This is a genomic window from Planococcus sp. ISL-110 (assembly GCF_018613575.1).
Classification (GTDB): domain Bacteria; phylum Bacillota; class Bacilli; order Bacillales_A; family Planococcaceae; genus Planococcus.
On the sequence record NZ_JAGGPX010000017.1, the window covers coordinates 56,471 to 78,648 of the forward strand.

Annotated in this window: 26 protein-coding genes and 1 other annotated feature; of the genes, 14 read left to right on the top strand and 12 right to left on the bottom strand. The window is 45.4% G+C overall.

Annotation, left to right across the window (positions count from 1 at the left end; translation table 11 throughout):
• Positions 1-3: 3 nt before the first annotated feature.
• Positions 4-1,263 carry an ABC transporter substrate-binding protein gene (locus J7I83_RS12410; protein WP_215101232.1) on the bottom strand — a complete coding sequence of 420 codons (1,260 nt, stop codon included), beginning with the start codon at positions 1,261-1,263 and terminating at the stop codon, positions 4-6.
• 214 nt (positions 1,264-1,477) lie between these two features.
• Positions 1,478-1,689: a binding site (T-box leader), on the top strand.
• A 120-nt stretch (positions 1,690-1,809) separates the two neighbouring features.
• Here J7I83_RS12410 and trpE point away from each other — a divergent pair.
• Positions 1,810-3,162, top strand: a complete 1,353-nt coding sequence (trpE, locus tag J7I83_RS12415; RefSeq protein WP_215101178.1) for an anthranilate synthase component I — start codon at positions 1,810-1,812, stop codon at positions 3,160-3,162.
• Positions 3,159-3,758, top strand: a complete 600-nt coding sequence (locus tag J7I83_RS12420) for an anthranilate synthase component II (RefSeq protein ID WP_215101181.1) — start codon at positions 3,159-3,161, stop codon at positions 3,756-3,758. Before trpE ends, J7I83_RS12420 begins: the two co-directional genes overlap by 4 nt.
• Positions 3,759-3,844: 86 nt before the next feature.
• Here J7I83_RS12420 and J7I83_RS12425 read toward each other — a convergent pair whose 3' ends face one another.
• Positions 3,845-4,699, bottom strand: a complete 855-nt coding sequence (locus J7I83_RS12425) for a dimethylarginine dimethylaminohydrolase family protein (RefSeq protein ID WP_215101183.1) — start codon at positions 4,697-4,699, stop codon at positions 3,845-3,847.
• 149 nt (positions 4,700-4,848) lie between these two features.
• Between J7I83_RS12425 and J7I83_RS12430 the strand changes: the two genes are divergently transcribed.
• The gene (locus J7I83_RS12430; RefSeq protein ID WP_215101185.1) at positions 4,849-5,271 is read left to right on the top strand and encodes a GNAT family N-acetyltransferase; all 423 of its coding nucleotides are present in this window, start codon (positions 4,849-4,851) and stop codon (positions 5,269-5,271) included.
• A 137-nt stretch (positions 5,272-5,408) separates the two neighbouring features.
• Here J7I83_RS12430 and J7I83_RS12435 read toward each other — a convergent pair whose 3' ends face one another.
• On the bottom strand, positions 5,409-5,792 hold the full coding sequence (locus tag J7I83_RS12435; RefSeq protein ID WP_006828157.1) for a nucleotide excision repair endonuclease: 384 nt from the start codon (positions 5,790-5,792) through the stop codon (positions 5,409-5,411).
• A 94-nt stretch (positions 5,793-5,886) separates the two neighbouring features.
• Positions 5,887-6,534, bottom strand: a complete 648-nt coding sequence (locus J7I83_RS12440; protein WP_215101187.1) for an SDR family oxidoreductase — start codon at positions 6,532-6,534, stop codon at positions 5,887-5,889.
• Positions 6,535-6,665: 131 nt separating this feature from the next.
• Between J7I83_RS12440 and J7I83_RS12445 the strand changes: the two genes are divergently transcribed.
• Entirely contained in the window at positions 6,666-6,947 is a 282-nt protein-coding gene (locus J7I83_RS12445) for a DUF6509 family protein (protein ID WP_215101189.1), read from the top strand.
• Positions 6,948-6,990: 43 nt separating this feature from the next.
• Here J7I83_RS12445 and J7I83_RS12450 read toward each other — a convergent pair whose 3' ends face one another.
• Complete coding sequence (locus tag J7I83_RS12450; protein WP_215101191.1) at positions 6,991-7,725, bottom strand: SurA N-terminal domain-containing protein; 735 nt, start codon at positions 7,723-7,725, stop codon at positions 6,991-6,993.
• A 309-nt stretch (positions 7,726-8,034) separates the two neighbouring features.
• On the opposite strand from J7I83_RS12450, the gene hisC reads away from it, so the two are divergent.
• On the top strand, positions 8,035-9,144 hold the full coding sequence (gene hisC / locus J7I83_RS12455; protein ID WP_215101193.1) for a histidinol-phosphate transaminase: 1,110 nt from the start codon (positions 8,035-8,037) through the stop codon (positions 9,142-9,144).
• Positions 9,145-9,271: 127 nt separating this feature from the next.
• A complete protein-coding gene (locus tag J7I83_RS12460; protein WP_215101195.1) occupies positions 9,272-10,180 on the top strand; it encodes an NAD(P)/FAD-dependent oxidoreductase in 909 nt (302 codons plus the stop codon).
• Between the two features lie 5 nt (positions 10,181-10,185).
• On the opposite strand, the gene J7I83_RS12465 is transcribed toward J7I83_RS12460, so the two are convergent.
• The gene (locus J7I83_RS12465; protein ID WP_215101197.1) at positions 10,186-10,905 is read right to left on the bottom strand and encodes a YwaF family protein; all 720 of its coding nucleotides are present in this window, start codon (positions 10,903-10,905) and stop codon (positions 10,186-10,188) included.
• A gap of 171 nt (positions 10,906-11,076) precedes the next feature.
• Between J7I83_RS12465 and J7I83_RS12470 the strand changes: the two genes are divergently transcribed.
• Positions 11,077-11,376, top strand: a complete 300-nt coding sequence (locus J7I83_RS12470) for a hypothetical protein (RefSeq protein ID WP_215101199.1) — start codon at positions 11,077-11,079, stop codon at positions 11,374-11,376.
• An 88-nt stretch (positions 11,377-11,464) separates the two neighbouring features.
• Positions 11,465-11,833: a nuclear transport factor 2-like protein gene (locus tag J7I83_RS12475; protein WP_215101201.1), complete on the top strand. Its 369-nt coding sequence runs from the start codon at positions 11,465-11,467 to the stop codon at positions 11,831-11,833.
• A 305-nt stretch (positions 11,834-12,138) separates the two neighbouring features.
• On the opposite strand, the gene J7I83_RS12480 is transcribed toward J7I83_RS12475, so the two are convergent.
• Genes J7I83_RS12480 through J7I83_RS12490 form a run of 3 tightly spaced genes read right to left on the bottom strand, consistent with a single transcriptional unit; the run spans position 12,139 to position 14,556 of the window.
• Positions 12,139-12,711 carry a 5' nucleotidase, NT5C type gene (locus J7I83_RS12480; protein WP_215101203.1) on the bottom strand — a complete coding sequence of 191 codons (573 nt, stop codon included), beginning with the start codon at positions 12,709-12,711 and terminating at the stop codon, positions 12,139-12,141.
• A complete protein-coding gene (gene ribD / locus J7I83_RS12485) occupies positions 12,708-13,808 on the bottom strand; it encodes a bifunctional diaminohydroxyphosphoribosylaminopyrimidine deaminase/5-amino-6-(5-phosphoribosylamino)uracil reductase RibD (protein ID WP_215101205.1) in 1,101 nt (366 codons plus the stop codon). Before ribD ends, J7I83_RS12480 begins: the two co-directional genes overlap by 4 nt.
• Positions 13,795-14,556 (bottom strand): GTP cyclohydrolase II, encoded by a 762-nt coding sequence (locus J7I83_RS12490; RefSeq protein WP_215101207.1) that lies wholly within the window; start codon positions 14,554-14,556, stop codon positions 13,795-13,797. Before J7I83_RS12490 ends, ribD begins: the two co-directional genes overlap by 14 nt.
• Before the next feature lie 248 nt (positions 14,557-14,804).
• On the opposite strand from J7I83_RS12490, the gene J7I83_RS12495 reads away from it, so the two are divergent.
• From J7I83_RS12495 to J7I83_RS12505, 3 genes are all read left to right on the top strand, one after another.
• Complete coding sequence (locus J7I83_RS12495; protein ID WP_215101209.1) at positions 14,805-15,302, top strand: ferritin; 498 nt, start codon at positions 14,805-14,807, stop codon at positions 15,300-15,302.
• A 64-nt stretch (positions 15,303-15,366) separates the two neighbouring features.
• Positions 15,367-16,098 carry an ABC transporter ATP-binding protein gene (locus tag J7I83_RS12500; RefSeq protein WP_215101211.1) on the top strand — a complete coding sequence of 244 codons (732 nt, stop codon included), beginning with the start codon at positions 15,367-15,369 and terminating at the stop codon, positions 16,096-16,098.
• Entirely contained in the window at positions 16,095-16,853 is a 759-nt protein-coding gene (locus J7I83_RS12505; RefSeq protein ID WP_215101213.1) for an ABC transporter permease, read from the top strand. Before J7I83_RS12500 ends, J7I83_RS12505 begins: the two co-directional genes overlap by 4 nt.
• A gap of 143 nt (positions 16,854-16,996) precedes the next feature.
• On the opposite strand, the gene J7I83_RS12510 is transcribed toward J7I83_RS12505, so the two are convergent.
• Positions 16,997-18,058, bottom strand: a complete 1,062-nt coding sequence (locus tag J7I83_RS12510) for a saccharopine dehydrogenase family protein (RefSeq protein WP_215101216.1) — start codon at positions 18,056-18,058, stop codon at positions 16,997-16,999.
• 170 nt (positions 18,059-18,228) lie between these two features.
• Between J7I83_RS12510 and J7I83_RS12515 the strand changes: the two genes are divergently transcribed.
• A complete protein-coding gene (locus tag J7I83_RS12515) occupies positions 18,229-19,221 on the top strand; it encodes a S8 family peptidase (protein WP_215101218.1) in 993 nt (330 codons plus the stop codon).
• Between the two features lie 184 nt (positions 19,222-19,405).
• Here J7I83_RS12515 and J7I83_RS12520 read toward each other — a convergent pair whose 3' ends face one another.
• Positions 19,406-20,185: an alpha/beta fold hydrolase gene (locus J7I83_RS12520; protein ID WP_215101220.1), complete on the bottom strand. Its 780-nt coding sequence runs from the start codon at positions 20,183-20,185 to the stop codon at positions 19,406-19,408.
• Between the two features lie 331 nt (positions 20,186-20,516).
• Here J7I83_RS12520 and J7I83_RS12525 point away from each other — a divergent pair, with 331 nt between their 5' ends.
• Complete coding sequence (locus tag J7I83_RS12525; RefSeq protein ID WP_251047633.1) at positions 20,517-20,684, top strand: hypothetical protein; 168 nt, start codon at positions 20,517-20,519, stop codon at positions 20,682-20,684.
• An 80-nt stretch (positions 20,685-20,764) separates the two neighbouring features.
• Here the strand turns inward: J7I83_RS12525 and J7I83_RS12530 are convergent, their stop codons facing one another.
• Positions 20,765-20,914 carry a hypothetical protein gene (locus J7I83_RS12530; RefSeq protein ID WP_215101222.1) on the bottom strand — a complete coding sequence of 50 codons (150 nt, stop codon included), beginning with the start codon at positions 20,912-20,914 and terminating at the stop codon, positions 20,765-20,767.
• 335 nt (positions 20,915-21,249) lie between these two features.
• Here J7I83_RS12530 and J7I83_RS12535 point away from each other — a divergent pair, with 335 nt between their 5' ends.
• A complete protein-coding gene (locus J7I83_RS12535) occupies positions 21,250-22,104 on the top strand; it encodes a mechanosensitive ion channel family protein (protein ID WP_353048275.1) in 855 nt (284 codons plus the stop codon).
• Positions 22,105-22,178: the final 74 nt, after the last annotated feature.

Consider the following 22,178-nt stretch of genomic DNA (forward strand, 5'->3'; position numbering starts at 1 on the left):
CTATTATTCCCTGTTTTCGTCTACGAGCTGCTGTGCTTCTTCAGCGGCCGTCATCGGATCTGCTCCGCCCAGTACGTTTTCTATGGAGCTCAGGACAGCAGCCTCAATTTGAGCGTTCGTGATCAGGAAGCGCGGCTGGAACCGGGTTGTTTTTTCGTCGATCCAATAAGCCGTATTCTGCAATACTTCCGATTCGTATTCAACGTCATTGACTGTCAGGTGCTGGCCGGTTTCATTGGCGTATTGGGAAGCGATTTCAGGCTGACTGAGAAATGCGATAAACTCTTTTGCCTGTTCTTTCTTTTCCGACTGGCTGTTGACAGCCAGCATGAAGGTGGCAGTATTGATTCCTTCGTAAACGGCTTCGCTTTCCTCAACTGTGATCGGGGCCATCAAATCCAGCTGAAGATCAGGGTTCAGATCAAGCAGAGCGGACATATGGTAAGATCCCGTTGCGAGCATGGCGGCTTCTTCATTGGCTACCATCGCCATGGCAGAATCCTGCGAGGTACCCAGTGCATCATCCTGGATATAACCATTTTGCTCAAGCAGCTGGAAATCCTCCAAGGTCTTGACCCACCATTCGTTGGTCAGTGACTCTTCACCATTTTGAAGTTTTTCGAAAATATCTTCATCGGGTGCATTGTTCATCATCATGCTGTTCATGAATTGGTTGGGGCCAATGTCTGCTCCTGGAAAGGCGATTGGCGTAATGCCATTCTCAAGAAGTGTGTCAGCCATTTCCTGAAATTCGGTCCAGCTCTTTGGTACTTCCAAGCCTAGCTCTTCGAACATGCCTTTGTTATAGACAGGCATATTGAAGACTAGCTGATAAGGAAGCGCAAGCTGAGCGTCATCTTTTTGTCCAACACTGATCAGTTCTTCATCGAAATGGGAAACAAAATCCTCGCCGCTCAAATCTTCAAACAAACCGGCACTGGCGATTGCTTCGAATTGTGCTCCCGGGAAGGATGTGAAGACGTCACCTGTTGAACCGTCCTGGAGCAGGCGCTGTCCGGTAGCCTGGTATTGCTCGGATGGATAAATGGTCATCTCCACTGAAATATTGGGATTTTCGTCTTCAAACTGCGCAATGATATCATCCAATACAGCTTTGTCTTCGCCTCTCCAGTGAATAAAGCTGATCTGGGTGCTGTCTTCTGCATTTTCATTGCCTGAGTCGCTTGTACTTTCACCCGCGCAGCCGGCGAGCAGTAAGCTTAAAGCTAAAACCCCCGTTGATAAGATTGAATGAGTTTTCATCATCTTTCTCCTCCCTCTATTTCAAAAGTAAAAACACTTACTTTATTTATACCTTAATCCTGCTGTTAAATACAGAATTATCTAAATAAGTCATGTTTTTAGTTGACAAATACGCTTGAATTGAATAAGATGGGCACAAGCTTTTATGTACGGATTGCGGTTGAAGGGGTCGGAAGCGACACCGCCGAGTTCCAGTTGAGCAGAGCATAGCAGAGCAAAATCGATGAGTAAGAAGAGTAGCGCAGATCAACCTCTCAAAGAGAGCCAGTGGCAGGTGGAAACTGGCGGGGTGTCTGAGTGAATGGGCTTATGAGTGATTCTTTGAACAAGTCAGTAGAAGAATCCGTTTCCCCACGTTATCAGGGATCAAGTGAAAGCTTTGTCGGCTTTAACATGAGGTGGTACCGCGGTCATTCCGTCCTCTGCAAGGAACAGCTCTGTTCCTGCAGGGGCTTTTTTATTTTCAGTAGGAAAGCAGAACCAAAGGCACGGAGCTATGCAGTCGGGAAATTTGCCTGCGCTTTTAAGAAATGGAGATGAGTCGAGATGAGTAAAGAAATGAAGACGAGAAAAATTGATGGAGATTCCTTAACACCGATTGCGGTGTTTAACCGGTTGGCAGGAGAACGCAAATGCCTGCTTGAAAGTTCATTGAAGACAAGTGTCACAGGACGCTATTCCTTTATCGGAGCAAATCCGTCGATCGGATTTATCGGCCATGGCCGCCAATTGCGAGAAATCGATTTTCGGACAGGTGCCGAAAAGGTGCATGACGGCAAACCCCTGGAGCTGATCAAAGGATTGATGCCCCGTTATGAAGCGGAAGTGGAAGGCCTGCCTTTCACGGGTGGCGCCCTTGGCTACATCGGCTATGACGCGATCCAGGTTTATGAACCGATCAAAGCACCAAAAGAAGACAGCCTACAGATGCCCGATATTCACCTGCAGATCTATGAGACCATCGTAGTATTTGACCATGTAAAAAATGACGTGACGATTTTAACGTTTGAAGACAAGTTGGATGAAATTGAACGGCAATTGGCCGTGCCGGAAAAATCGGCAGCGGTGGCGGATCAGGAATCTCTGCAATTCAATTCCAAAACCAGCGATGCCCTTTACCGGAAACAGGTGGAGCAGGCAAAAGACCACATCCGTAAAGGCGATGTTTTCCAACTGGTCCTGTCACAACGGTTGTCTGCAAGTTATAAAGGGGATGCTTTTTCGCTGTACCGGAAATTGCGCAAGCAAAATCCATCTCCCTATCAGTTCTTCATCGATTTTGACGGCTATGCCATTGTAGGAGCATCGCCGGAAAGCCTGTTGACGATCCGGGACAGCCATATGGTGACCAACCCGATTGCCGGAACACGCAAACGCGGCAGGACGGTCGAGGAAGATGAACGGTTGGCTGAAGAGCTGGCCGGGGATGAAAAAGAACAGGCAGAACACAAGATGCTGGTGGACCTCAGCCGCAACGATGTCGGGCGGGTCGCGCAGATTGGAACTGTTGAAGTGCCAAAGTACATGGTTATCGAGAAATACCAGCACGTTATGCACCTAGTATCGGAAGTCACAGGAGAGCTCGACCAAAAAATGCATCCACTCGATGCATTGGTGTCCTGTCTTCCTGCTGGCACGGTCTCTGGCGCTCCCAAAGTGCGGGCCATGCAATTGATACAGGAATTTGAAGAAGAGCGCAGAGGGGTTTATGGAGGGGCTATCGGCTACTTGGGATTCAATGGAAACCTGGATGTTGCACTGGCCATCCGTACCTTTGTGGTCAAGGATGAAATGGTCCACGTGCAAGCGGGCGCAGGCATTGTCTTTGATTCGGATCCACAGGCAGAATACGAGGAAACGCTGCACAAAGCGCGTTCACTTACGGAGGTGTTCGGATGATTCTCCTAATCGATCATTACGATTCGTTTACCTACAATATTTATCAGGCAGTTGCAGCCATGGGCGTTGAGGTTGAAGTGGTACGCTCTGGTGTTCTGACGCTCGATGAAATCAAAGCGAAAAACCCGCAAGCTATAATTCTTTCGCCGGGACCAGGCCATCCGCTGGAATTGCCTGAATCAATCAAGCTGATTCAGGAACTGCATCGATCGGTCCCAATCCTCGGGATTTGCTTAGGCCAGCAGCTGATTGGAGCGGCATTTGGTGGCAAGGTCGTCCAAGCTCCCTTTATTCGCCACGGCAAGGTCTCCGAGGTATCACATGATCATCAAGGGTTGTTCAGAAACATGCCGCTCCCCTTGCCGGTCATGCGCTATCATTCGCTTGTACTGGAACCGGAAACCCTGGCAGGCTGTCTGGAGGTCCAATCAAGGGCACTCGATGACGGGACGATCATGGCTGTCAAACATCGGGATTACCCTGTTTACGGAATCCAGTTCCATCCCGAGTCGATCGGGACGCCGAACGGGGTGGAGCTGATGAAAGAATTTATTGAACAGGTGCAGCAAAAGCAGAAAGCTGCAAGTCATCTATAGAACACACAAAATCCCAAGCCACATCGGCTTGGGATTTACTATGGGTTGAAAAGATGATTAAAGCGTTTCATATCTGCATCGAATTTTTAAGCGCGGATCAATGGCATGGTGCAACAGCGGAAAGCGCCGCCTGACTTGATGATTTCAGAATAATCGACTTCAATTACGTGAAAGCCGCGGGCGGTTAACTGCTTATTGACATTCCGATTTTGCGGCTGGCTAAAAACTTTACGGTCACCGATGGACAGCACATTGGTGCCGAGCGCAAATTGCTCTTTTTCGTTGACGCGGATCAGTGTGTAGCGTTCGGCCAGCATCTGGACAGTCGCCATGTCAAGCGCTTCTGGAAAGACCAGCGCTTCAGTTGGCGACAGGATATTGAAGACACAGTCGAGGTGCAGGTATTTTTCATTAAAGGAAATAGGGATGACTTCAAAATCCAGTAATTGGAGCTGCAGGTCACGGATGGCTTTTTTGGACGTTCGGCTGCTGATACCCACGAATACGGTATCGCGGTCCATGATGACGTCGCCGCCTTCGATGCGGTGGCCAGTCAACTGCTTGAAGTTGACGTCATGTGCCTCCATCCACTTTTCAAGCTCCTGTTCTTCTCCCTGGCGGATTTCAGAAGCCATTTCGCTGATAAAGACTGTGTCTCCAATGGTGAATCCGATGTCGCGCGTGAAAACTTGTTCAGGATATTCTTCAGAGGGTTCGATCAAATCGGTTTGTACGCCTTGATCAATCAATGCTTGAACAAATTCAGTGTGCTGATGAAGCGCTTTGGCGACATCGATGTTTTCATCTTTATATCTTTTCTGTACGTCATTGATGACATCTTTGATTTCCATATAGCGTGGGGGACAAAGCAGAACGCGCCGGAGCGGATCGTATTCGCTTTGGCAACGGGCGGATGTACTTTCTTTTATATATGACGACATATGGGTTCCTCCAAAAAATATAGTTATTAATTCTATATTCCTTTTGGTTAGTAAATTAAAACATTGCAGCAGAAGAGGCTGCACAAAAGAAGCGGGAAATGAGAAGATGAAGAAAGGTGTTTGAATCAATTAAAAGAGGGGCTATATCAATGGAAATCACTCAACAGGAAGTGGCAGAGGACCGTGATTTCATCCGGAAAAAAGTTATTGAACACAATAATGCGAGTTTACCTGGAGAAGAAAAATCTCAATTTGAACAAATGAGCTTTATTGTCCGTAATGATGAGAGAGAAATTATAGGGGGGTTAACGGCTACGGGCTTTTGGCGGCATTTGCATATCGATTTTCTATGGGTCGATCCGGCATCCAGAGGGCAGCGGATTGCCGAAAAACTGATGGCTCAAGCAGAAGCATACGCGCGCAGCAAAGACCATCGTCTTATGGTCGTCGACACCCTCAGCTTTCAAGCTCCGGCATTTTATAAAAAGCAGGGCTTCTCCGAATTTGGTGTGATCAAGGATTTTCCGGAAGGCCATAACCACTATTATTTTGAAAAATGGCTGAATATGTAAGTTGAACTTAGAAAATCATCATTGCGTACACTGCTCTGCCCAGCGCAGCTGTTTTATAGAATATCGGCAGAGAAACGTTATTAGTTTAACTTAATAGAGTGCAATAAAAAAACGGAAGCCCGAGAGCTTCCGTTTTTTTACTGCTGTTCTTGATAAAACACTTTATCAACATTGTATTTGGCTTTTTGCGTGTTGATCAAATATGTTTCGTAAATATCGCGCTCCATTGGATCTTCTATAATGGAAACAGTGATGCGGTATACTTCTTCACGATGGTTTTTCAACGGTGATACCGAATCTTCGAAATGTTTTTTCACGCGCTGGCGAAGTTTGCGGGCTTTTCCGACAAACAACAACTCTCCGCTGTGATTGAAAAATTGGATGATGCCGCCTTTATCGCGCGGAATATCGTGCAAATCGATAAAGCCGAATAACGGTTTGATGACAGCTTCGTCACCTGTAATTTCCTGTTTGCGCTGTGTAATCGTCACATCCGCTTTTGGTGGTTGAATATTAATCATGCTTATCACGTCCTCTAGTTATCGTATTGCCTATTTTAACACAAAAAAGAGCGGAAATCCATCCGCTCTTTTTTACCTGCTATTACAGTCTTTTCTATAAAGAGTCTAATTGGTCGCTGGCTGGCTGATCGCCTTGCAGCACTTCAAATACTTTGTTATAAGTATTGCTGCGGTCAAGAACTCCGACCAGTATATGAGCCACGTCCGCTCTTGGAATGGATCTTCCTTCCAATGAAGAAAATCCTTTTAGAGAAACTTCAATCTTCTCAGATTTGTCTTCGTCAGAAAGTGCTCCAGGACGGACAATGGTGTAATCCAAATCGGTCGTTTGCAGCAGATCATCTGCTGTGCGTTTGGCTACAAGATACGGTTTCATCGCTTCGCCGCCGGCATCAGGGTCATTCGATCCCACCGATCCTAATTGAACAAAACGTTTGATGCCTTTTTCCTGTGCGTATTGAGCCGCTTTAACCGAGCCCCATAAATCGATGGTCAAGGTCTTGTCAGCTCCTGTAGAAGGTCCAGAACCTGCAGCGAAAATGACAGCATCCACGCCTTTAAAGGCATCGCTGAAATCTTTTTCCAAATCCGCGAGTACGACTTTGTCAGCTCCAAGTTCTTTCATTTTGTCTACCTGTTCTTCTTTACGGACCATTGCGGTCGCTTGATGGTTTGATTCGGCTAATTCTTTGACAACGTTGCGGCCGACTTGACCGTTGGCGCCAATAACTAATACGTTCATTCGATTCCACTCCTTTAATTGTCTTCACCCTGTTTATGTTCCCTTTTGATGGCATATTAAACGTTTTATTTCACTATAGAACTGTCCAAAAAGGCACAGACACGCTAGAATAGAAGAACGGAGGTGTTACAATGCAAATTACAGATTACGTGTTTCACAAAATTAACGACCCTACAGGCATTATGGTAGGCGACCGTTACGAGTTTTTGTTGAATGTCGAAGTTGATGAAGATGATGAACTATATACCGAAGCCGGCCTGGAACTGCGTGTCATCATTGCTGCAGAAGAAACCGGAGCCCGCATAGCACATTACAACTTTATTGATAAGCAGACAAGAGGCGCACTTGAATTCGGACTTGAAGATGAGGAAGAAGAAGAAATCCTTGCCTACTGTTCAGAAAAACTGGCGTAATAAACAAAAACATCCTGCTCACAATTGAGCAGGATGTTTTTGTTTAAATCTTAACTTCCACTTCAGCGGATTTTTTCAGCTCTTCAATGCGCGTAAATACCGCGTCCTGTGTTTTTTGCTGTTCAAGAGATTGGCGGATATTCGGCTCCATTTCCTCCAAGGCTGGAACTTCTTCTTCAGAAGTTTCAACAAAGCCGTCATAGGCCTCTTGTACTTCTTCATCTGTCACTTCAGCTGTTTTGATTTCTTCGGCAACATATTGTTCATACACTAATTGTTCGCGGAGCTGTCCTTCCATATCTTCCAATGTAAATCCGGTTTGCTTTAACGCTTCGTCCATGGCTTCTTCCGATTCAAACTGGCCTTTCAAGTCTTCCAGGCGTTCTTTGACCGTTTTTTCATCAGCTTCATAGCCTTTTTCCTCTGCATCATTCAAAATCACTTTATTGCCCACCAGTACGGATAGTGCCTGCTCTTTCACCATCTTGGCAGTTTCGTCCGATGTGGAGTGCCCTTGGGCAGCCAATGTGGTTTCGAGCTGCCGTGCGACACTATTGTAGACATTTCCTGAAATTTCTTCCCCATCCACGACGACCACTACATCTTCCTGGGCCGGCAATTCCAGGGAGGAGTCCTCAGTAGCCGATTCGCTTGAAGCTTCTTCTGCCGTTTCAGGTTCCGCTACTTCTTTAGGTGCAGCTTCTTCATTATCAGAACACGCACCCAATGTCAGCAATAGGAGAAAAGGGGCGAATGCGAATTTCATTTTCTTGATCATTTTAAAACTCCTCTTTAGCTTCGTCTGTTTAACAGTAAACCATATTTTATTATCCGGTACAAATAGTTGGATAGACGTGTTCAAATAATGCAGCAATTCTGTATAATGAAGAGGAGCGGAAGGGTGTTCCGAATAGCAGATGTATAAAGTTGCGGTAAGCAGCCTGTCTCAAATTCATTCTTTTAGCCGATTTAAGAAGGGTTCGCAATCCTTCAATGGTTTTTTCAGTTGATTTGCCTGCTAAGGCTGATATGATTATAAGAATATATTACTAATGATTCATCACTTACATCTTTTGGAGGAATTTCAATGACCAGTTCAAATAATATTAAAGCGCGCAAAACTTTGGAAAACATCCAGCCTTATTCACCTGGAAAGCCGATTTGGGAAGTACAGAAAGAGTTGGGGTTGGAACGCGTCATTAAATTGGCCTCCAATGAAAATCCACATGGTCCATCCCCTAAAGCGGTAGCAGCCATCCAAAAAGGTTTGGCGGAATTGAACCGCTACCCGGATGCGGATGCCAGCGCATTGAAAAAAGCGATTGCCAAGGAGTTTCACGTAAATCCGAAGCAAGTCATCCCGACAAATGGAGCGGACGAATTGATTACATTGATTTCTGAAGCTTTCCTTGAAGAAGGGGACGAAGTGATTGTGCCGTCTCCTTCGTTCAGCGAATACGATTTCGGCGCTCATATTATGGGGGCTACAGTAGTTCCGGTGAAATTTGCGGAAGGCTTTGAATTTAATGTGGATGCAATGATTGCCGCTGTGACAGAGAAAACCAAGATTATTTACGTTTGTTCACCGAACAACCCGACAGGCACATATATGTCCAAAACAGATTTGGATAAATTAGTGGAAGCGATTGATGATGTGCTGGTGGTCATCGATGCTGCCTACAACCATTTTGCAGACGCTGCCGATTACACAAACGGCATCGAATACATCAATGCGGGATACCCGGTCTTGACGCTGCAGACTTTTTCGAAGATTTACGGGATTGCCGGAGTGCGGGTTGGTTTCGGGATTGCTTCCGAGCCGATCATTCAGTCGATCTTAAAAGTAAAAGAACCGTTCAATGTCAATACCTTAGCGCAGATTGCAGCAACAGCTGCCATTGAAGACACTGAGCATGTAAAGACTTCCCAGGAGGCTAATAAAGCCGGCCGCGAGCAATTATACAAGGCCTTCGATGAACTGGGATTGGCCTATATAGAAAGCATGGCCAACTTCGTATTGGTGCAAATAGGCGAAGATGGAGAAAAGCTGTATAAGGAATTAATGGCGAAAGGGGTCATTGTCCGCCACGGAAAAATTTGGGGATTGCCTGATTACGTGCGGGTTTCTGTTGGAACGCCGGATGAAAATCAATTCTTCATTGATGCCTTAACGGGATTATTGGTCAAACAAGCTTAAAAGAGATGCTCCTGAAATTGGGAGCATCTCTTTTTTATTATGCAGTCGACACCATTGAAGCTTATTGTTTAGTAAAGAGAAGAAACGGGAAATTTCGGGGAAACGACAATACTAAAGGAGGGTTGCTATGATTTTCGACTGCGCAATAATCGGGGGCGGTCCTGCGGGGCTGAACGCTGCACTGGTGCTGGGGAGATCCCGAAGAAAGACACTGCTTTTTGATGACGATAACGGGCGTAATCTGGTGACGAGGAAATCGCATGGCTTTATTACACGAGACGGCATTGAACCGGAAGAACTCAAACGGATGGGTCGGAAAGACATCGCCAAATACGATAGTGTTGAAATTCAAGAGCAGCGTATAGTGAGCGTCAACCGCATTTCCAAGACACATTATGAACTGACGACGGAAAGTGGGGATGTTTTTCACAGTATCAAGATCATCATCGCTGCAGGTCTGAAAGAAGAGCAGCCGAACATTCCGGGTATTGAAAAGTTTTATGGCACCAGTTTATTCAGTTGTCCGTATTGCGATGGTTGGGAGTTGCGCGATCAGCCGTTGGCGATCATTGCAGATAAACAGGTGTTTGAGCTGGCAAAAAAAATCTATACTTGGAGCCACGACCTAATCGTTTTTACAAATGGAGAAGGACGGCTGGAGGAAGAAGATAAGCAAAAGCTGCTCCGAAAAGGCATCAAGGTGGTGGAGGATATTATTAGCGATTTGGAAGGTGACAATGGACAATTACGCAGCGTCAGACTTGAAGACGGTACTTTGATTGACCGGGTTGGAGGGTTTGTAACGCCTTTATGGAGTCACGCGACAACATTCGCCAAGGAACTCGGCTGTAAGCAAAACGAACATGGAGGAATTTTGACCGATGATTATGGACGGACAAATGTCTGGAACGTTTACGCAGCAGGCGATGCTTCTTTGATTGTGCCTTCCCAGCTGGTCATTGCAGCTGGCGAAGGAAGTGCAGCTGCTATTGGCGTAAATGGGGATTTAATCAATGAATACTTTGAAATGGAGTAGCAGCACTAAGGCGCTTTAATAAATTTTCGAAACAGCAGGTATTGGATAAAAAATAACAGCAAAGCAGTAAGGCAAAGATTGATATAATACCACAGGCCATCCCCAAAGAAGTCGAGCGGAGAGGTGGTTGTCGGGCGCTGCATCAAATAAAGGTAGTTGGAATCAGTCAACGGGTTGATCCAGAAGCCGATCAGCGCCGCATAAGCAAGAACCAGCGTGTAGACAGAAAAGACTGAGCGCAGGGTGATGGTATCAGGGCGGCATAATGCCAAAAATAAGCAAGCCCAGGGAATGGATATATGATGGATAAAGAATTTCCAAAAACGGAAATGTTGATAGTCATACGGCAGTTCTGGAGTAATCAAAGCCAAGAAGGCTGGCAGTATGCCGATGTAAAAAGAAAGTTGAATCCATAGAGGACGCATAGTCAACAGTCCAATCATCGCAGTTAGAGAAGCTATCCCGCATAGGTGCAGAGGCATCTGCCCGCTAAAGCTCCATACCTCATTCGTGATAGCCCAATACTGATAGGAGAATTCCGAGACGAAAAGAAGAGCCAGAAGGGGCCAGCGTAGCCACTGGAATAGCCGCTTCTGCTCTCTCAACCGTTTTTTCGCAGAGACAAGCGCAATAATTCCTGCAGCAGCAATAGCCAATGCCAGCAAGTGGTTCAGGGAAAAGGGATTGAAAGAATGGGTGGATGTCGCCGCAAACCAGGTTTCCATAACAGCTCTCCTGTCGCAATGGGGTATTGTGTGAATAGTTTAACACTTCCGTAACCAGCCGGTCTAGGTCTTTAATGATGGATTGGACGCCATCAAGCGGACGTATGTTTTGCTTAAAACCCTCTCTTTACGATAAACTTCTAGAAAAGGATCTGTAGGAGGAATAACAACTTGGACCAACTGAATTTATTGTCGTCCATCACTTACATCGACACGGAGCGTTCGATCGAAGCTGGCGAAATGAAAATCGTCGAAACCGAATGCAATATTCAACTTTACGAAGATACATTGGTAACTTCTGCAACGAAATTCCACGTAGCGAATGTATGGGACATCTCCTATAAATCATTTTCTTCTGAAGCCAGATTACTGTACCTCCATACCCATCGAGGTGTTTTGACCTACAAAATCTATTCAGACCCGAATAAATTTGTAGAAACGTTTAAAAAGTTGAAAAACGAGAATTACTAAAGAAGACAGGTTTTTTCCTGTCTTCTTTTTCAACCTTATTGAGCCGCATTAAAAGCAGGTCGATGTCTGGAGGAAGGGGGACAAGAAAATGGAAGACAATATCAAGATTGCAGATCAGTGGACCAAGAAAGTCAACCAACGGGACATCAAAGGCGTACTGGAAGTGTCAGATCCCCATATTGAATTGGTAGGTCCGCGTGGAGTAGCAGAAGGTCATGATATCCTGGAGCAATGGATTAAAGAGTCAGGCATTAAAATGGAAACGCAGGGCCATTATGCCAAAGGCAACGAAGTTGTGTGTGTTCAAAAAGCTACATGGGAAAACCAGAACGGACATGTTACGATTTATACCTTTATGGATATCAGAGATGGAAAAGTTCATCGATTGGGCAGATACGATACTTTAGATGATGCTTTTGGGCAATGCCAATTAAGTGAAGAAGACAAAGTGGAATGAGGAAAGGACAGGGAAATTCCCCTGTCCTTTTTTATATTTCAGTTTCCCTGTATATCAATAACCATTTTGAGTTTATGTGCTTGTCAACCAAGCATAGAGTGGGAGCAGCCATCAAGGAAGGGTGGGTCGCATCGTAGGAGCGGCAGGAACTCGGCGTGATTGCAATAGATCGTCAGCAAGGAATTCAAAGAGATATATAAAGAGAAGCTTTATCTTCCTGTGTTGATTGAGAGAAAGTCTACTTAAAAATAAACCAGGCAAAGAAAAATGAATCACTTTTCTTTGCCTGGTTTATTTAAATTTCTTCACTTGATCTCACTATTGATCAGACCATCCAACTGGCTCCAACTTTTCACACGCGGCAAATCGAGGTGGCGGTTATAGGATTGGTCTTTGACGATGACTTTCACCGGCTCATTCGCCAAGGTGTCCAGGACAGCCGGCTTGTCATCGAAATAATAATCCAGCTGGAGGCTTTTAATGATGCCGGCTTTTTCAAAATCCCTCATGCCGCAGAAAAAATTTTCCCGTTCAACAGGAAAGCCCTGCTTAACCAGCCAGCTAAACGTGTTTTCCGTGTGTTCAGGCGGTCGGGATGTAATATAGAAAATCTCATGGCCGTCCGACTCGAGTTGCTTCAGTAATTCCAGTGCACCGGGGTAGAGAGGGCATTCAGTAAAATACAAAAAGTCTAAAGAGTGTGTCCACATGCTCTTGCCTTCTTCGTCGCTCAATCCGAAAGCCTCGTGTATTTCGACACGGTTCAAGGCATGGAAAATGTCGATGTCCACTCGTGTGCCCAATTGCTGCTGGTAATAATGAAACGCGTATTCGCGCAAATTGATCAATGTATCGTCTACATCAAATCCAAATCTCATATACTGCCTCGCTTTTCGGGATAACCCGTAAATTTAAAGTCCTTGCCGATTTTGCTGAATTCGCCATCGCGGATATCGATGGCATCTTTCATCCATTCAACACCTGTACCTTCGATGAAAGTCGGTGCGATTTTGCCGCCAACGAGTTTAGGGGCAAAGTAAAATACCACTTTATCAATCAATCCATTTTCAAGAAAGGCTGCATTGATGGTGCCTCCACCTTCAATAAAGAGCGAAGAAATGCCTTTTTCACCCAGCAGGCGCACAACGTCCAACACATCTACCTGATTTTCATTGTTGGTTTCATATATGCAGATCCCCAATGCCTCCAATGCTTTCCGCTTCTCGGCATCGTGATTGCGGCTTGTAAAGATCCAGGTATCCGCTATTCCATCAGTAACAAGTTTCGAGCCAAGCGGAATTCGCAGCGTAGAATCGAGTACGATACGGAGCGGATTACGGCCATTTGGAATTCGGGACGTCAATTCAGGGTCATCTGCAATAACGGTGCCGACGCCCACCAGTATGGCCATGTGTTGGCTGCGAAGAAGATGGACATCCAAACGTGCTTCCTCAGAAGTGATCCATTTGCTGTCGAGGGAATGGGTGGCGATTTTTCCATCAAGTGTGGATGCCGCTTTCAAGGTCACGAAAGGGGTCTTTTCAACAATGAATTTATTGAAAACTTCGTTCATCGCTTGAGACTCCTGCCCGCGGACTCCAACAATCACTTCAATGCCTGCTTCTTCCAGCATCCGGACACCATTTCCCGAAACAATCGGGTTTGGATCAAGAGTTGCCACGACGGCTTTCGAGATGCCGGCATCTATGATAGCTTGTGCACATGGACCGGTCCGGCCGAAGTGGGAGCAGGGCTCAAGCGTAACATAAATGGTCGCGCCCCGGCTCATGTCACCTGCCATATGAAGCGCATGGACTTCGGCATGGGGCTCACCGGCTTTCAGGTGGGTGCCGATACCAACAATCCGGTTGTCATTGACGATGACGGAACCAACCAAGGGGTTCGGATCTGTCTGACCCTTCAGATTTTTCGCATTGCTGATAGCGAGGTCCATGTAAAATTCATGGCTTGACATGGACAATATCCTCCCCGTCTTTAAGATGGCCCGAGCGATTGATTTTAGTTTGCAGGTAATTGGCATTGTATTCGGATTCGTCTCCCCAAAGAGAGGTTATTGAAGCAATCTGGAGCCCTGCTTTTTCGATGGCAGCGATTTTTTTGGGATTGTTGGTCATCAAGGTCACTGGTTTGGTGCGAAGTGCCTGCAGCACAGCAATCGCATCCCCATAATTTCTGGAATCGTCCACATACCCTAAGCGTTCGTTGGCTTCGACTGTGTCGTAGCCGTTTTCCTGCAGGACATAGGCCATCGCTTTGCTGAAGAGCCCAATGCCGCGCCCTTCATGATTTGCCAAATAAAACAAAGCGCCGGTGCCGTGGTCTGTAATGCGCTTCATAGATTGTTTGAGTTGATAGCCGCAGTCGCAGCGCTTGCTGCCGAAAATATCGCCTGTGTGGCAGATGGAATGCATGCGGATCAATGCCTCAGCATCGTTCTCGAAATCCCCATAAACGAGGACACTCGATTGCTGATATTCCGCCAGGTTTGCCGAGCTGAGTTTCTCGATGATGCTTTCGTAATCCTCGGTGACCTCATCAAGGCTGAGCCAGCAATACCAATTGAATATAAAGGTTTCATCATATAAGTTTACAGGAAGCCGAATCGGTCCAACGAGGTAAACCGCGCCTTCTTCGGTCGGGATCATTTGAATTTTCTCTTTTAATATGGCAAAGACCTTTGGGTCTAACTTCATATCTGTCATTTTAATTTCCCCCTATATAAACCCTATCTATATGATATCGTACTACATGATGTTACTAAAAGTAAGTTATAAGGCTCCAACAGTTCCTAAACAATAATAATTATCATTTAAATTAAGGTGGATATTATTATAAATGATATATATTCTCATTTGAATATTAGTTTTCTCATTTAATTTGATTATCTTTTAGAGCTATGGTATATTGACTACATTATAATAATTCTAAATAAGAAAGAGGAGGAATAAATATGTTATCAGAAAAACTAACGATCGCATTGAACGATCAATTCAATAATGAATTACAGGCGGCGCATGCTTATACGGCAATGGCAGCGTATTTTTCAAAAAAAGGCTATCACGGATTTGCAAACTTCTATTTGATCCAATCAAGAGAAGAGCATTACCACGCGATGAAATTCTACAATTACTTGGTGACAATGGATGAAAAGCCGGCTCTTCAGGCTTTGACTGAACCAAAAAATCATTTCGTCAGTGCGCTGGATGTTCTGGAAAGTTCATTATCGCAAGAGAAAAGCGTGACCAGCAATATATATGCATTGGTGACATTGGCTGATGAGATGCAGGAACATGCGACTTTATCTTTCTTGGATTGGTTTATCGAAGAACAGATGGAAGAAGAAAAGTCATTCCGGGACATCATTGCAAGAGTAAGAGCCATTGAAGAAGGCGGCGAATACTTCCTGAAAATGGATGACGAATTCGCACACCGCAAATTGGAAGAGTAATAGCAATACAAGCAGCACACTATTAAAAGTGTGCTGTTTTTCTGTCCGAAAGGAAGTGGCATTCGTGTCTGTAAACTATAAACCGGCTGTTCATTTCAATCATGTGGACTTTTCATTTGGAAAAACCCCGATTTTAAAAGGCATTACAGGTTCTTTTCCAGAAGGGAAAATCACGACACTGGTAGGTCCATCGGGAGCCGGCAAGACAACTTTATTGAAATTGTGCAACGGATTGTTATCACCCCAATCAGGGGAAGTTTACATTAAAGACCGGCCTATTGAAGACTACGAGCCGGTTGAACTTCGCCGCTTAGTCGGCATTGCGCTTCAAAGCGCCCCGATGGTTGGGGGCACTGTCTACAAGAACTTATGCCTGCCGCTGGAGCTGCAGGGAAAGTCCCTATCCAAAGCTGAAGCAGAGGAACTGCTTCATGATGTTGGACTGGAGGTGGAGCTGCTGGAGCGAAAAGTCAAAGACTTATCCGGTGGCCAGCGCCAAAAAGTCTCTATTGCCCGGACGCTCGTCAACAAACCGGCTGTTTTGCTGCTTGATGAGATTACGTCTTCTTTGGATCGTACTTCTTTAAAGGAAATTGAAGAATTGATCGTTAAAATCAACCGGAAATACGGCACTACCATCATCTGGATTACCCATAACCTCCAGCAGGCACTTGAAATCGGGGATTTTACATGGGTTATGATGGACGGCGAAGTGGTGGAAACGGGCGAAAGCGACCTGCTCAATGATCCGGCGAATGACCAAGTCAGACGGTTTGTCAGGGGGGAAGCGGAATGAGCTACTTAACGTTATCCATCACCTTGATTTTCGTTGTAATCCCTCTTCTTTTATCCAAAACTTTAAACTTGGGTTTGGGAAGGGATATGATTGTCGCGACCTTGCGTTCCATCGTGCAATTATTGGCCGTCGGTTATGTGTTGAAATTCGTATTTGATTCGGAAAGCCTGATCTATATTTTCCTGATGGTCACTTTGATGATTGTAGCGGCTACGCATAATGCCCAGAAAAAAGGGGCAGCCATTCAAGGCATCACTTCAAAGGTAGCTGTCACCCTAGTATCTGTGGAAGTATTGACGCAAGGCATCCTGCTCGGTTTCAATATTACGCCGGCAACGGCCCAATACATCATTCCGATAAGCGGAATGGTCATCGGAAATTCAATGGTGCTGTCAATTCTCTTCCTGAACCGATTTACGTCGGAAATTGAGTCGCACCAGGATGAAACCGAGTTGATCCTATCGCTTGGAGGAACGCCAAAACAGGCGATCCACACGCAATTGATCAATTCGATCAAAGCCAGTATGATCCCGACCATCGAAAGCCAGAAAACCGTAGGGCTCGTTCAGTTGCCGGGAATGATGAGCGGGCAGATCATTGCCGGGGCGGATCCGATCCAAGCGGTTCAGTTTCAGCTGCTCATAATGTTCCTGTTGCTGACAACGGCTGCTGTAACCAGTGTCATGCTTGGTTTTCTGTCTTATCCGACTTTGTTCAACCAGCGGATGCAATTAATGGAAAAAGATCTTAATTAAAGCAGAAGACAAATTCGGAATTCCCGAATTTGTCTTCTTTTTTTATATTAGTAAGTTGGAACGAAAAGTGTATCTTTTGCAGCGTTTCGGCCGCTTTGGGATTGTCCTGGGCAGGCCAGTATAGAAATAGACTCCAGCCTGATTTACCGAGGGTAAAAAGTATCGATTTCAAAGGTGCCGGAACCCGGTAAGGTTTCCACCAAACCGGAACCGAAAAGACCAGCGGGCGTATAGAATCCACCTTCGACTTTTTCGTTCAGTAGACGGCGGACAATCTCCAGGGAGCCATAGACTGTCAGATCATAGACGTTGGCGGTTCGAATGCGGGCGACTTTAATGACACCTTTCTGGTTTTTTGCTTCGCCCCAAATATAGGCCGGAGAGTTGGCACGAAGCTGACTGTCTGGCCCCTGTACCCGTTTCTCCACCTGCTTTTCCAGTTTCTCCTTCACCCAATTTGTCGAGAGCAACGGTCCTGCTGCCCCCAGCAAACGTGCGCTGTAGATTTGCGGTTTCGGCATTGGAATCCAGGCAGAAATGTTCGGAATGCCAGTCGTGTAGAATGCCGTCGAAACATCGCCCCACGGAATCCCCATGGCCGAACGCGAACCGCGTCCAAAGTCGATGGTCCGGTGCTGGCTTCCGATGGGGACAGTTTTCAAGACGCCACCCCTTCGGAGCATATTGCCTGATCCCAGGCCTTGGATCATGGTTTTGAAGGTGCCCGGTGAAATGCCTGAATCCGAATCGAAACCAAGCCATAACTCTGTTGCATCGGGCATTTCCTCTTTCAATTTTAAGGCGATGCAATCTGTCGGCACAACATCAAAGCCGACTCCAGAACATAGAACAACCTCTCTTTCTGCAGCTTGAGCATGCAGCGAATGGGTGTGTTCAAATACGGAAACTTCCCCAGTAATGTCCAAGTAATGTGTTTTTGCGGACAGGCAAGCCTGAATCATAGCTTCGCTGGTTACTTGAAAAGGACCCGCACAGTGGAGGACCAAATCAATATTTTTCAGTTGCGCAGCTGCGTGCCCGTCCAACGGAAAGGCTTGGAATTCCAGTGATAATTCTTCAGCCAATGGCCGGATTTTACCGGCATTACGCCCTCCAAGTACAGGAGACATGCCCCTGCTGACAGCTTCCCGGGCGATCAATTCTCCGGTGTAGCCATTCGCGCCGTAAATCATCCATTTTTTCATTTCATCGGCTCCTCATTTTTCATCTATTCTGTTGTATTCTGTAGAAAATGTAAAATTCCTTTATCCATTCCAAGACAAGAGTTTTTTCATTGGAATAATAAAGGGTTTGAGGGAACGATGCCGAATTAGGAAAGTAAGAAAATAAGTGGGAATTTTGAGGAGTGAAATAAATGGCGAAGCTGCATTTAATTCCTTACCGTGTAGAAGAAATAACTGAACAGGCACCGCAGATTCCCGAAGGGGTCCGAATGATTCAGGCGCCTGAAGTATGGAAAGAGGCAGAAAGAGGAAAAGGCAATATTATTGCCATTCTGGATACGGGCTGCCAACCAGATCACCTTGACCTGCAGGACCGGATTGTTGGTGGAAAAAATTTTACAGCCGACTTTAATGGGGATTCGGAGAATTTTGATGATAACAATGGCCACGGTACCCATGTAGCCGGGACGGTTGCCGCTTCCTACAGAGAGAGTGGCGGAATAGCGGGAGTCGCTCCTGAAGCCCATCTGCTCATCCTAAAAGTGTTGACGGGGGAGGGCAGCGGAGAATATCAGGGAATCATTGATGGAATTCACTTTGCGATCGATTGGAAAGGTCCGGACGATGAGACGGTGAGTGTCATATCCATGTCGTTGGGAGGTCCGGAAGATGTAGCCGAGCTTCATGCGGCGATTAAACGCGCAGTGGACGCAGGCATCGCGGTTGTCTGTGCTGCAGGCAACGAAGGAGATGACCTTCACGATACCGATGAATTTGCTTATCCGGGAGCCTATGGAGAAGTGATTCAAGTGGGGGCAGTGGATTTTGACCGCAGGATTGCCAATTTCAGCAATACCAATGCTGAAATTGATCTGGTGGCTCCAGGCATCGATATCTATTCCACGTTTCCGGGAGGAAAATATGCCAGTTTGTCAGGCACATCAATGGCAGCACCGCATGTCTCGGGTGCTTTGGTGCTGATTAAAAATATTTCGGAAAAAGAGTTTGCCCGTGAACTGACAGAAGCTGAATTATACGCGCAGTTAGTTCGGCGCACGATGCCGCTCGGATACCCGAAAACGGCAGAAGGGAATGGCTTGCTGGCATTGGATATTTTGAATAAAATTGAGCAATTGTTCAAGCTGATCAACAGCTCTTACAGCATAGGTGCTGAAAGAAGATAAAGGTGAAAAAGGCATTCCGGTTGAGAAAACCGGAATGCCTTTTGGAAAGCGTAAGAAACTATGGATTTTAGCTATTTATTTCGGATTCCGCGTTCTGGGATCTGAGGACGGTCTGCCTTATATCTGTCCAGAGCTCACAGTATGCGTGCCAGCTAGCTGATGCGACAAGAATCGCGTATCTGAATTAGCTTCTATATTTTTGTGACTGTATAAATTGATGGACCACTCTATTGAATTCAGGGAAATGCCGTGGTGGCACTTCATGGCTGGCACCATCAATGTATACCACCTTTACATTGGAGGCATGTTGTTGGAAAGAGAGCCGGTAATGGTGCATCGTTTTTTCCTGTGAACCATAAACCAACAGTACCGGCATCTTCAAACGATAAAGTGATCGAGTGGAATTATAGGTAAGGCCGGCTTTGCAAAATTCATATACGCTCTGGGAATCGGCGAGCTTCCCATATTGATAAAATTCATTTTCATCTTCTTTGAAGTATTTATGTGACCTCGCCTGTATCTTGGCGACTATTGGAATTTTATGGATTTTAGCCATCACCATACCAAATCTAAGCATGCTCTTTAGGTTGAGACTATCAACTCGCGAATAACCGCCGGTTAAAATGAGTGCCTCTGTACGCTCAGGATATAGTAATGCAAATTCCTGAGCGATGGTGCCGCCATTCGAAAATCCGCAGACGACGGCTTTTGGGATATTCAGCTCGTCTAATAGGCATTTTATATCTTTAGCTAAAAGTTCAATCGATAAAGCTGTATTTCCTTTTGAACTTTTTCCATGGCCGCGAAGGTCGTAAAAGATAGGCTGATAATCTTTAGAAAGCCTTTTTTGATGCTTAAAAACCAAATGGCCCATAATAGGGGGATGGATAAAAACAATAGGTGTTCCCTGACCGGTAATCTCATAATACAAAGCTGTGGCATCTTCCATTAAAGCGTACGGCATAGACAACTTCCCTTCTAGAAAAATAAGATTGATTGAAATAAGTAAAGATGACACAGAGGTACATAAGAAACCTATACCCTAAACTAAAGAGAAAAGTACATTATTCAGTAGATTAATGAAGCGTCACAGCTTGTGATATATGACGATATCTCGGGGAAATACGATCACAATGTCGAAGAAGTGAAAAAGCACAGGCAGTGTTCAAGTGGGACCCCCTTCTGAGCCTACCTAATAACCAGTCCCGCTGGATGTGCTGAACGGCAAGACAGACGCACCAAAAGGAAGTGCGCGACTTTAATAGTGAGTCGTTCACCAGGACGTTCAACGCCTTATGACATCTACTGGGGTTTCGTCCGGAGTGGTTTCCATTCCTTCACGCTACACACATACCCCAATTGAAATTGTCGATTTAGACGATCTTAAAAACACCGTGCGCTTGGTGGAAGAATTTATTTTTTCTTCAAAAGAATTAGTTGGAAAAAACTTTCTGGATACATGAACAGTAAAAAAGTCGAGTGCTTCGTTCAGGCATTCGACTTTTTTGTTGTGGTGCTGCTCGTCTAAAGCAAGCTTTTATTACTACCCAATCTTAACGATCGGCTTGATGGTGATACCTTTTTTGGAGTTTTCAAATGTTTCGTTAAGCTGATCAAAATCATAGACTTTCGTTAATTTATCGAACGGAAACAGACCGCGTTTGTAATAATCCACCAGCTGGGGAATAAACACTTGTTAAATTTTGATCTTCTTAACCTATTATCCGATTGAATTTAATTTATTCACGATAAATAGATGGGTATTTATTCCATTTTATAAAGAGAGAAAGCAGGTACTTATGAAAGGAAACAACAGCAATTTGCGAAGGCAAAATACTAAAGTTTCCTCACTTTTTTCGAGTCCGTGCACTTTTTCAAATGGCGTTGCAAAAAATTAAGCAGGATTATAAAGCAAATGCGACACAGGAATGAAATCAACCGTGCGTGTATGTTATAAAGAAACAGGATAACGAATTGTGTTTGCGGAAAATCGAGCCCTTTGCTGTAATGCCGCAAAAGATGGAAAGGATGATTTTTTTGGATTTTAAAAGTTTTGACTGGGAGGCGCTGCTTCTTGGCGCAGGAATAATTGCAGCTCAAGTAATTGGAATTCTAATTGCTTTTGCTTTGGTAAAAGTAATTGGGAAAAAACTGATAGACCGTTTCTTCGACAAACTGTTGGTGAAGGGAGACGTTACGAAAGGCCGCGCATTGACGCTGCAGAGTTTATCGGAAAACGTGTTTTCTTATGTCCTCATTTTCATACTGGTTGCGACCCTATTCAACATATTCGGCTTGTCTGTCGCCAGTCTGATTGCGGGCGCTGGAATCGTTGGGCTGGCGATAGGATTCGGAGCTCAAGGCCTTGTCAGCGATGTGGTTACTGGTTTCTTTTTGCTTCTGGAAAAACAGCTTGATGTAAATGATTATGTAACCGTCGGGAGCCTGGATGGCATTGTTGAAGCAGTAGGGTTAAGAACAACCCAAATCCGGAGTTTTGACGGCACTTTGAATTACATTCCGAATCGGGACATCACCACAGTCAGTAACCACTCGCGTGGCAATATGCGCGCACTCGTGGATATCGGAATATCTTATGATGAAAATATCGACGAAGCAATTGGAATCATACAAACAGCCTGCGAACAGCTGGCGGCAAAAGATTTGGCGATCGTTGAAGGTCCCGATGTCATTGGGGTGCAGGCATTTGGTGCATCAGATGTTACCTTGCGGGTTATTGCAAAAGCGCAGAGTGGCGAGCAATGGGCGGTGGAGCGCCAATTGCGCAAAGCCATCAAAGAAGCTCTTGACGCAAATGGCATTGAAATTCCGTTTCCGCATCAGGTCAACATACATAAAAATATGGAAGTTCCGAAAAGCTGATCAAGCACAAAGAAGAAAGCACTAAAAAAGGCAGCCACATAGGCTGCCTTTTTTCAGGCTGTCGAGAAACCTCG

What these genes read in the sequence shown, in the direction of transcription:
- J7I83_RS12410 (WP_215101232.1), bottom strand. Translation starts at nt 1,263, where the DNA reads ATGAAAACTCATTCAATCTTATCAACGGGGGTTTTAGCTTTAAGCTTA.
- trpE (WP_215101178.1), top strand. Translation starts at nt 1,810, where the DNA reads ATGAGTAAAGAAATGAAGACGAGAAAAATTGATGGAGATTCCTTAACA.
- J7I83_RS12420 (WP_215101181.1), top strand. Translation starts at nt 3,159, where the DNA reads ATGATTCTCCTAATCGATCATTACGATTCGTTTACCTACAATATTTAT.
- J7I83_RS12425 (WP_215101183.1), bottom strand. Translation starts at nt 4,699, where the DNA reads ATGTCGTCATATATAAAAGAAAGTACATCCGCCCGTTGCCAAAGCGAA.
- J7I83_RS12430 (WP_215101185.1), top strand. Translation starts at nt 4,849, where the DNA reads ATGGAAATCACTCAACAGGAAGTGGCAGAGGACCGTGATTTCATCCGG.
- J7I83_RS12435 (WP_006828157.1), bottom strand. Translation starts at nt 5,792, where the DNA reads ATGATTAATATTCAACCACCAAAAGCGGATGTGACGATTACACAGCGC.
- J7I83_RS12440 (WP_215101187.1), bottom strand. Translation starts at nt 6,534, where the DNA reads ATGAACGTATTAGTTATTGGCGCCAACGGTCAAGTCGGCCGCAACGTT.
- J7I83_RS12445 (WP_215101189.1), top strand. Translation starts at nt 6,666, where the DNA reads ATGCAAATTACAGATTACGTGTTTCACAAAATTAACGACCCTACAGGC.
- J7I83_RS12450 (WP_215101191.1), bottom strand. Translation starts at nt 7,725, where the DNA reads ATGATCAAGAAAATGAAATTCGCATTCGCCCCTTTTCTCCTATTGCTG.
- hisC (WP_215101193.1), top strand. Translation starts at nt 8,035, where the DNA reads ATGACCAGTTCAAATAATATTAAAGCGCGCAAAACTTTGGAAAACATC.
- J7I83_RS12460 (WP_215101195.1), top strand. Translation starts at nt 9,272, where the DNA reads ATGATTTTCGACTGCGCAATAATCGGGGGCGGTCCTGCGGGGCTGAAC.
- J7I83_RS12465 (WP_215101197.1), bottom strand. Translation starts at nt 10,905, where the DNA reads ATGGAAACCTGGTTTGCGGCGACATCCACCCATTCTTTCAATCCCTTT.
- J7I83_RS12475 (WP_215101201.1), top strand. Translation starts at nt 11,465, where the DNA reads ATGGAAGACAATATCAAGATTGCAGATCAGTGGACCAAGAAAGTCAAC.
- J7I83_RS12480 (WP_215101203.1), bottom strand. Translation starts at nt 12,711, where the DNA reads ATGAGATTTGGATTTGATGTAGACGATACATTGATCAATTTGCGCGAA.
- ribD (WP_215101205.1), bottom strand. Translation starts at nt 13,808, where the DNA reads ATGTCAAGCCATGAATTTTACATGGACCTCGCTATCAGCAATGCGAAA.
- J7I83_RS12490 (WP_215101207.1), bottom strand. Translation starts at nt 14,556, where the DNA reads ATGACAGATATGAAGTTAGACCCAAAGGTCTTTGCCATATTAAAAGAG.
- J7I83_RS12495 (WP_215101209.1), top strand. Translation starts at nt 14,805, where the DNA reads ATGTTATCAGAAAAACTAACGATCGCATTGAACGATCAATTCAATAAT.
- J7I83_RS12505 (WP_215101213.1), top strand. Translation starts at nt 16,095, where the DNA reads ATGAGCTACTTAACGTTATCCATCACCTTGATTTTCGTTGTAATCCCT.
- J7I83_RS12510 (WP_215101216.1), bottom strand. Translation starts at nt 18,058, where the DNA reads ATGAAAAAATGGATGATTTACGGCGCGAATGGCTACACCGGAGAATTG.
- J7I83_RS12515 (WP_215101218.1), top strand. Translation starts at nt 18,229, where the DNA reads ATGGCGAAGCTGCATTTAATTCCTTACCGTGTAGAAGAAATAACTGAA.
- J7I83_RS12520 (WP_215101220.1), bottom strand. Translation starts at nt 20,185, where the DNA reads ATGCCGTACGCTTTAATGGAAGATGCCACAGCTTTGTATTATGAGATT.
- J7I83_RS12525 (WP_251047633.1), top strand. Translation starts at nt 20,517, where the DNA reads ATGACATCTACTGGGGTTTCGTCCGGAGTGGTTTCCATTCCTTCACGC.
- J7I83_RS12535 (WP_353048275.1), top strand. Translation starts at nt 21,250, where the DNA reads ATGATTTTTTTGGATTTTAAAAGTTTTGACTGGGAGGCGCTGCTTCTT.